Origin of the sequence: Empedobacter brevis, from assembly GCF_965118635.1 — a bacterium.
GTDB classification, from domain to species: Bacteria; Bacteroidota; Bacteroidia; order Flavobacteriales; family Weeksellaceae; genus Empedobacter; species Empedobacter brevis_A.
In genome coordinates this window covers 1-9,651 of the sequence record NZ_CBCPHV010000023.1, presented here as the reverse complement: position 1 = coordinate 9,651, position 9,651 = coordinate 1, and the positions used below count along the sequence as shown (strand labels likewise).

Sequence of the window (9,651 nt, the reverse complement as noted above, 5' to 3'; positions counted from 1 at the left end):
ATAACAGCAATGGAATTAGACAAATAAAAATTAATATGTCAAAATAGTAGATATTTGAATATGATTTTAAGCTTAATAAATTGGTAGAATATTTAAATCTTATAATAATAAAAAGGATAAGGATAAAACTAGTTTTTATTATTTGGCTTTCTTTTATATAATAATTGTTTTTAGCCTTTGGGATAAAATAATATAGAATTGAGAAAAAGATGAAAATAGTAAAAACTAAATCTAATAAATATGTTGAATTAATATGAATTAAAATTTCTTCTACTATGTATTGTTGAAATTTTGCAGATATTAAATCAAAAAATGCGATCAATATGATTACACAAAAAATATAGATTTTGTTCTGATCTATGAATTCTTTTATTTTATCGTTAAAATATGATAGTTTCAAAATGTTGATTTTATTATTTAAGTTATTATTTAATATTTTCTCTAAGAATTTAATATTTCCAAGAAGAATATGTTATTTTATTGTTTATAGTGAGAACAATTCATGTTTATGTAATCTGCGATAGTAATAATTTATTATATAAATGATTATCAATGTATTATAAAACACCTAAAAACTATCTCTCAACAAATTACGGTTTCCCGTAAAAACAAAAAACCTCCTTAAAACGGTTGCTAAGCTTGCTGAAGTATTAAAGAGGTTGTTATCTATACTATTTTGGTTTTTATACCTAAAATAGAAGCTGTGCGACAGTTACAAATTTTTATAAGCATTAGTATTATAAATCTGTGTTTCTATCACTTAATTCAAAATAATAACATTTCCTATAATTATCTTTATCGTGATAATATCCGAGTAAAAAAGGTATTTCTTCAGAATAATGTCTTTGATTATGATATTCAACGAATAATGTTGGATAACCATAAATATCGTCTGGTGACATATCAAGTTTTATAATACATTCATATGGTATTCTTTGCAAAATATGTGCTCTTTCAATTTTATATCCAGCTGAAATACTTTCTCTGTTTCGATCATCTTCAAAAAAATTCCATTTACATTCTTTATCTACGATTATTTCATAAGTCATTGGTAACATAATCTCTATCCCATATTCATATAAATCATGGATTTCGGTTTTAAACCAAGTCGAAATAGGATGAGATTCATCATCGTCAATATTTGGATATGCAGTATCTTCTATTGACCTAATAATTAGTCTATCATATTTGAATTTATTATATGGACAATAATAAATAATTTCCCAATCAAATTTATCTAAGTCACTTCTGATAAGATTCTTCTCAATTAAGGCTTTAATTCGTTGTCTTTTTTTGAATTTCGTTACAGAATTCGAATTATTAACTGATAATTTATCAGATTTAAAAATTTTATGGATTTTTTCAATTTTTGAAAGAGGTAATAATGTAAGTTTTGATACAATAGAACTAAAATCAATAATATGTTCTTCTTTAATAAAATGTAATTCTCTAATATTTAAATTATCGTATTTTTTTAATTTTTGCCCTAAGATAAATATTATTAGTGTTGAATATTTATCATTTAATCCATTATCTAAAAATTTGTTAATTGTTTCTTGTATCTTGGTTTTTCGATTGTTTGCTGTTACTTGCACCGCAATTGAATTTACTTTATCTTCTAAATCAATTGCTACAACATTACTTTTTGCAATATTGGCATTCCTTAAATTTAGATCATAAATAATATTTAATATTTCTTGAATATGATATTCACTTAAAATATTTATATCGTTAAGATTAACACCAGAGAGCAATTCAATCTTTGTTTTTAAAATACTTAATTCTTCAATTATTTCTTTAATATATAATTCTCTTTTCAATTTTGTCGGTTATTTTTGTAATGCTGCAAGTTACTTCGTAATTTACGAAGTAAAGGATAGAAAAGTTTCGTAAAAAACCAAATATACAAACAAAACTACATTATACGCTTTGTTACGTAAATACAAAAAACCTCCTTAAAACAGTTGCTAAGCTTGCCGAAGTATTAAAGAGGTTCTTATTTATATATTTTGTATTTTTGTACCTGAAATTATCGTTGCGCAATAGTTACCGATGTTATTATGAGTAGTTATAATTTATTTTCTTTTCTTACACCTCGTAAATCGTACATAAGATCTTCACCAGCTTTTGTTAATTTCCAAAATAGCCCCATATTTCCATTAGTAGATTTAGAATATACAATATCTACAAGTTTTAGTAGTTTAAATTGTATCTTAATGGTCTCATAAATTTCAGAATTTATTGATGGATAAAAACCCGAATTAGAATTACCAGTTTTATTAAATAATTCCCTTGCTAATTTTTCTTTGACAATTGAATCAACAGGATTCTCTAATAAATAAGGAGATATTATATAAAAAAGGGTTTGCCAACTAATTTTAATTTCCCAACTATTGCTATACTTACCAGTGTTCTTTCCTTTTACGATAATTTCTTGACTTAAATCTGCTAAATCGTCAAAAACTGGTTTTATGTCTAAATTTTTCTTTAATTTATCTAATTCATTTTTCAACTCATCATTGAGCTTTCTTTGTTGATTTAACTCTTCAAGGGCTTCAATATTAGAAGTTGTATTTCCTCTTACCCAACCAATTGCTGGATAAGTTTTAATAGTTTTGGAAAGACTTAAGGCAACTAGACCTGCAAGCTCTTCAGCATTATTCCAAAACTTGACCAATCTTCCCGTTGTAACTCTTTGTTTAAAATCTTCTAATTTTTGTCTTAATTTGTCATCTTTTTCAGATTTGCCTAAAGGAATTGAATCTGGATTAGCATGAATAAGAGCGATAACTTTTATATCTTTTTCTAATGCATAATTGTATTCCTTTTCAGTATAACTTACACCATCTTCTGATAAACTTCCATATCTTCCCCCGACAATTAAAATGTAATAGTCACAATCATCAATTACTTTTTTAATAAATTCAAACTGTTCTTCATCTATTGCTGGAAAGATCTCCATTCCAGCTGGAATACAATCTAATTCCATAATAGTTTGAATAACTTTTGATCTTTCTTCTTGTAAATCAGCAAAAGTTGAACTAACAAACACTTGGTATCTTTTATTCATATAGTTTTTCAGTTTAATTACGCCAAACGCCTGGACTTAGTTTATTTCTGTTTTGTTTTGGTTTATTATTTTTGATTTATTTATTGCTGATTTAATTTTATTTTCAAATCTTTAAATCTTTCAATATGTTCTTCTAAAATTTTAGGTGAAGGTATTATACCAAATTCGTCAGAAGGCAAGTGTCCTTCAATTAAATCTGAAATTTCTCCATGATTTTCAATTACTTCTAATATTAATGACTTTTCATATTTAATATCTTTTAATCTCCCCATTCTAATTTGAGGATCAAATCGTTGAACAGTACCTCCTAAAACTGTAAATATAGCTAACGCTTCATATGAACTTCGCAATGCAGATAATCCAGCTTTCGCATTGTCAATTTTTTCGTTTCCACTTGAATTTTTACTTTTTTGTAACCATTCTTCGGCCTTCGTTGGTTTATTATATTGTCCTTCATTTGCAGGACTAGTATTTGCAACTACTTTACCGCAAAATGGACTATCTTTTTCTAAAGAATGATGAAAAAAGCTGTCATTAATACCGTTTAAAAATTTCTTACTGAAATTTTTAATGTGATAAAAGAAAACTAAATCGTGTGTAAAAATGATTACTTGTTTTAAAGTAGCTTGAAACGCTAAGCGTTCAGCAATTTGTTTCTTTCTGTCATTATCTAATGAAGTAACTGGGTCGTCAAAAATAATTCCTTTATTTACTTCTGATAAATTCATTTCTGCAAGAAAATCAGCAATGGCTATTACTTTTTGTTCTCCCTCACTTAATACCTCATTCGGTCTTTTTCCTTTTAATTTTAGTTGACGGGAAGATTTTCCTGCTGAACCAGTGGTGCTTATTTCAATTCCAAAATGGCCATTAAGTTTTTGACATTCTTCGTTAAAAGTATCAATATATTTTTGATTAAAATATTTGTTTGATAAAATCTTTTCAGTGTCAGTAATGTCTTTTTTTAATTTTCTGAAATTTGCTTCGTTGGCTTTTTTTATAAAAACTTGATTATTGACAAATGTTTCAAATTTTGAAAAATGCATGTTGAACTTTTCTTTGTGTTCTATTAGCGTTTTTGAGTTTAATAATTTTTCTAATTCTTTAATTTGCTTATCTTCTTTTAGAAATTTAATTGAATTATCAATAGCTGTTTCAATCGTTGTATGCTGTTCAACACTAATTTGTATTTCTAGTCTATCGTTTATAGTCTTATTTTGAATATCACCAATGATACTTTGACTAAGAATTTTTAGTTTAGAAAGATTTTGCGTTAATACTTTTAGTTCGTTTGGATATTTTTCCTTAAGCCAAACTGTAAGTGTATTGTCTTGTGGAAATAAATCGAAGTTTAAATTCTCGTAGTTTCCTTTTGCTTTATCCAACTTTTCTTGTGCTTGTTTTGCGTTTTGCTCTGCAACACTTTTTATAAAAGTCCAATAATTTGAAATTAACTTTTGGGCTTCCTTTGAAAGTGGCTGTTGGCAAAGCAAACAATTGTCATCATTTTCGGGATAAACTATATTTTCTGATTTTTGAATTTTTGCAAACTCTTCAGCAGAAATGATAAAATTTTTCCATTCTGTTGTGCCAACATTTTCAATTTTGTCAGTTTTGAAATTTTCTATTCCTTCCGCTTTTGCTTTTGCTTCTTTTGAAACACAATCCGTAATAGCTGTTCTTACTTTCTCAATTAATTCGGTTGTGAAAAACTGATTAAGTTTTTCAATTGCTTGTTTGTTTTGAACTAATAAGCCTTTAATACTTTCAAACGTTTTTATTTCTTTTTCTTTTCCTTTGGAAGCTAAAAGAAGTTCATCATATTGTTTTTGTATATCTTCTTTTTGACTTTTATCTTCATCAGAAAAAGGCGTGTATTTTTTTAAGTCGTCAATTTTTGTTTCTGCTTGCAGATTTTGAACGATAGTTTTTATTTCAGAATTACCATCAAATAAAGTAGATAAGTCGTTTGCTGTATATTCTGTTTGTTTGGCTTGAATTTCAGTGTTTAATTTTTGCTCTACACGAATAATTGAATTTGTGTAATCAGCAAAAAAACTTAATCCTGCTGGTCTAAATTCAAATTCGTTTTTATTTTCAAGATGTTTTAAAACACTATTTCCGTCAAAAACTGCAAATTGTTCAAATTCTGCATTGTCTTTATCCGTAAATTCTAACGAGTTTTCGACGTTGTTTGATTTAAAAGTAAACTTTGCATTAACAGGTTTATGTCCATTGTCAATATGTACATTTGGCAAAATTTTTTCTGGTACTTTTGAATAAAAAACATCTTTCAAAAGTCTTACATAACCTGATTTTCCTGAACCATTTGCACCATAAACAATAGTTAAATTCGGACTAAATTCAATCGTTTGGTTTTCGATTAAAGCGTTTACACCTTCAACATTTTCAAGTTTTGCTAGAAGTAAATCTGATTTATAATCTCCTGAATTTCCTGTATTGTAGTCAATAGAAATTTCAGGTTTCGAAGTTTCATCTATTAGCTTTAGATGTTCAAGCAAATAAGAATATGAGGTTTCAATATCGTTGTCAGAAATATTATTGCCCGATAAGATTTTTTCTGCAAGAAATTTAGCCCAATAAGAAAGCCCATCTGCGAATTTATTAACATCTGTTTCAAGTGTTAACATCTGTTCTTTTAGTGTAGAATTTTCTTCCATAATTCAGTCAGTTTTTTGACGATAGATTGGTAAAACCTTGCTAATAACATTGTTTTTTAAGAAACTACCATATCTATCTTTATTTCTTAATATTATTCCAAACATACAACAACTATTTAACAACAAATTACGGTTTCAAGTAAGCATAAAAAAATCTCTCTAAAATTGCTTTCAAAGAGGTTGTTATTTATACTATTTTGTGTACCTAAAATTAGAGTTGTGCAACGGTTACCGCTGTTGTACGCTGTGATGCTAATTTTTGGTAATAACTAAATCAATTTTTCACGTTGTTTTGTAAAATTACGGTTAAAGAAAAAAGTATTGGCGGATTAAAAACTCCAAATATTCTATTTAGCACAAAACCCTTCATTTTACCAATGCGATGTTACTTGCTTGCTTTTTCAAGTTTGTCATTTACAAGATATTTAATTTCTCCAGTTCCAATGAGTTTCGCGCCTTCTCTAAATTCAAAATTCATTCCTTCTATCAAACTGTCGGCAAAATAGTCTGGTGACAATATTTTGATTTTGGCATCGACTTTTTCGCCTGGATAAACTATTTCTTTGTCAATAAATATTTGTTGTCCCGATGTTTGCATTTCGGTAAAGTCAAATTTCACTTGTGGTCTGTATCCAGATTTTACTGGTGTTTTTCGTCCTCCTTGTTCAGTTGTCAAATATTGAAGTTCGGCAATAAAGTCCACTTTTTTAAATTCTTCATTGTAAAAACCAAGAACACTATCAATTATTTTGTCGAAATCAGGTTGATTACAAAATCTCGTTGATAGGTCAATAAGTTCAGTAATTGAACTACCTGCTTCAACTTGCCAAGCATTTTGTCTGTCAAACTTTTTTTTGTCAATTTTCTCAATTGTTAACGGAAAACCAAAGTATGATTTAAGTTCTTTTATAAAATCTTGAATGTTGGTTTGATTATAAGTTGACCAATCGTTCATTACTTTTAAAAATAAAGTCGCAAGGTCTTTCAACTTATGGTCTTTTTGGTCGATGTCAACCAAATTACAAAGTGTCAAATATGTTGTTATTTTGATGTCCATTATCGTTATCTAAGCTTGCAGGTAACATTGTTTTTGCACGAAACTACTATAGCTATCTTTATTTCGTAATATTATTCCAAACATACAACAATCATTTAATAATAATCTAGGTTTTACGTTTAAAAAAAACTCATTTTAAAAAGGTTTAACGAGATTACATTTTTATTTTTTCATAAGCAATAACCCTATTTTATTTGTTCCGACGTTTATATCTAAAAGCAATGTGAATTCTCCTATATCCCAAAATCTCCCTGACCATTCATTAATCTCTAATTCCTTTTTATCAATTTCCCAAGTGAACTTCTCTTTTCCATTGAAATCTAATCCAAATAATCTATAGCAATTATTTACAATAATTTCAGTTTCACGATAAAAATCGTAAGAGGAATAGTTTATTATTTTCTTATATAAGTATATATAGCTAATATTATCTTCTAACATTTGATCAATTCTATTAAAATGACCTAAATAATTATGAGTTGGCTTTAATTCAATTGTAATTCTGTTATATTTTATCGATTTTTTTGTGTTAATAATAATTGCATTTTCTAAATCATGTAATAATAAACTAAGGAAATTATTAAAATCTTTCTCCACTCCATCTATAGTAAATGAGAAAGTATTAATAAACTCATCAATATGTAAAACTTTTGTTTCAATATTAAGTAATCTGTATAAAGCTTTAGTCTTTTTTAAAAAGCCATTATCATCAGAAACAACTATATCACAATATGCTCCATAAAAGCTATGTAAACCATCATTTAAAACATTTCTGAACTTTACTGATTTTGTAGGCTCTTTGCTTATACCTAATAAATCAAGAGAAAAATATGCGCTATTAAAAAAATCATACCTTGTTACTTCTTTATCACCATTTGGATTTAAATTGCTATTTACAAAATCAATAAAAGTTTTTTGTAAAATAGAATTTTTCATTTCATTGTTAAAATCAATGTTATCATATTCGACAGTAAATTTCCCATTGTTAAGATATTTATCAGATATATTTCTTAATCCTTTGTAAACATTTTTATCTTCTTCCATTAATTTATTAGTATCCATAAATTTTTGAGCTAATTCAAAGAAATTCATTGGTCCAGAGTCTATGGGTAATATTTTTTTTAAAGTAGAAGAAACTTCTTCAGGTACATTTTGTAATTGTATAAAATTGAAATCAAATTTAAGTTCTTGTATTATTTTTTTAGCAAACTCTATTTGTTGGACTTGTCCCGAATCTAAAATACTATAATCAATTTCGTCAAAAATATTAGAAAAATTGATTTCCAAATTTTCTTCTAAATTTTCTAAATCTTTAAAAGCGTCGATTGGCTTAGCTAAATAATATAAAGTCTCTTTTTTTATTGAATCATATTGTAAATAATTATCATCAACTATTTTTTCGATAAATTTTAATTCTTCATATTTAATTTCTGTTTTGTCATTCTTTAAGTCTTCTAAATGAGCATGAGAGTAACAATAGATATGATTTTGTTTGGAAAAAAATATTTTGTCTAAAAGTTTTACATATGATTCTTTTTCACCTTTGAATAAATGACTAAAAATTTGTTTATCGAAATAAATTCTCATATTTTGTTATATTATTTTTAATATTATGAAGCTGATTATCAATTACATAAGTTAAAAACAGTTTATTCAATCACAATTTTTTTAAGTTCAATTTCTAGATTTTTTCCACTCATTGTGTATAATTTTTGAACTAACTCAGCATAATTCCTATTATATTCTAATCCTTGTATATTTAAAAAACAAAATATTCCTTTTGTAAAAAAACGTACATAACTATCATACTCTTCATATTCAAATACATCATCATCTTCGTTGATTTCATCTTGATAAACAATAGTACCATTTTCGATATTCTGATAATAAGTAATTGATTTTATATCATTATATTCAAATAAAAATTCTTTTTCCCATTCAGAATCAGAAAGTTCAATATTATCAGATTCAATAAAAATTATTGGAGATTGATTAGTAACAATATTAGGTATATGAATGATTATACTTTTGATTTTAAATTCAAAATATACATTATTATCGTCAGTGTATATCTCAATAATATTATTAGATTTTCTCTTAATTTTTATAACTCTACCAGAGCAATAGCCATTGTATAAATCTGTTCCAAAAACTAAATCAGATTCAAAAATCTCATTTAAAAATTTGATACAGGAATTAATATTTGTTATACGTTTAACTTCGTTACTACCTATACTAATATTTGAGTGGTTTAGAGCTTTTAGTATAGCCTCAATTGAATGCTTCTTAAGAACAAATTCTTTCTTTTCTAATAAAGTCTTGTATTTATTTATATTTTTCATTAGAGCTCCGTATCCGCTGATAGTTTTATATTTAGCTCCAATATTCTTAATAAAAAAAGTATCTAAATCATCTGAAAGGCCATCTAATGTATTATTGATTTGAGATTCATTTAAATGCGGTTCAGAATGCATAATAATATTTCTATAACTTTCTAAATCTATAAGCCTATTTTCTAAAGACTTAGAAACATCAACATTAGGAATTATTTTTAGTCTTTCGATTGATTCCAAAAATGACACAGTATGAATTTTATTTTTCAAATCAGATTCGAAAACACTATTTAAATTTCTATGTTTTTTTTGAAGAAATGCTTTTTTGACATTTGAATCTATATGCGAAAATATTAAATACTCGCTGTGTTGAATTATGATATTTTTAAAAAGAATTTCTATTCCATGCTGTATGAAAAGAATAGCATCTTTTAAAAAATAAAATCTCTTTTCTTTAGTTCTTTTACTAACATTGCTATAGTTTATATTTTCATATTCGTAAAGATATTC

At 26.2% G+C, this 9,651-nt stretch carries 6 protein-coding genes; all 6 read right to left on the bottom strand.

The features are described from left to right. Positions 1-737: 737 nt before the first annotated feature. Positions 738-1,820, bottom strand: coding sequence for an SMEK domain-containing protein (locus ACMHJW_RS14485; protein ID WP_413534116.1), 1,083 nt, complete (start codon positions 1,818-1,820; stop codon positions 738-740). Positions 1,821-2,068: 248 nt separating this feature from the next. After that, positions 2,069-3,070: a DUF4062 domain-containing protein gene (locus tag ACMHJW_RS14480; RefSeq protein WP_413534115.1), complete on the bottom strand. Its 1,002-nt coding sequence runs from the start codon at positions 3,068-3,070 to the stop codon at positions 2,069-2,071. A gap of 80 nt (positions 3,071-3,150) precedes the next feature. Continuing rightward, on the bottom strand, positions 3,151-5,751 hold the full coding sequence (locus ACMHJW_RS14475; protein WP_413534114.1) for an AAA family ATPase: 2,601 nt from the start codon (positions 5,749-5,751) through the stop codon (positions 3,151-3,153). 385 nt (positions 5,752-6,136) lie between these two features. Continuing rightward, positions 6,137-6,808, bottom strand: coding sequence for a hypothetical protein (locus tag ACMHJW_RS14470; protein ID WP_413534113.1), 672 nt, complete (start codon positions 6,806-6,808; stop codon positions 6,137-6,139). A gap of 162 nt (positions 6,809-6,970) precedes the next feature. Continuing rightward, the gene (locus ACMHJW_RS14465; protein WP_413534112.1) at positions 6,971-8,395 is read right to left on the bottom strand and encodes a hypothetical protein; all 1,425 of its coding nucleotides are present in this window, start codon (positions 8,393-8,395) and stop codon (positions 6,971-6,973) included. Between the two features lie 62 nt (positions 8,396-8,457). Then, a partial coding sequence (locus ACMHJW_RS14460; RefSeq protein WP_413534111.1) for a hypothetical protein occupies positions 8,458-9,651 on the bottom strand: 1,194 nt, incomplete at its 5' end.

Bases quoted from the DNA above. Each gene is read 5' to 3' on its own strand.
- ACMHJW_RS14480 (WP_413534115.1), bottom strand. From the start codon at position 3,070: ATGAATAAAAGATACCAAGTGTTTGTTAGTTCAACTTTTGCTGATTTA.
- ACMHJW_RS14475 (WP_413534114.1), bottom strand. From the start codon at position 5,751: ATGGAAGAAAATTCTACACTAAAAGAACAGATGTTAACACTTGAAACA.
- ACMHJW_RS14465 (WP_413534112.1), bottom strand. From the start codon at position 8,395: ATGAGAATTTATTTCGATAAACAAATTTTTAGTCATTTATTCAAAGGT.
- ACMHJW_RS14470 (WP_413534113.1), bottom strand. From the start codon at position 6,808: ATGGACATCAAAATAACAACATATTTGACACTTTGTAATTTGGTTGAC.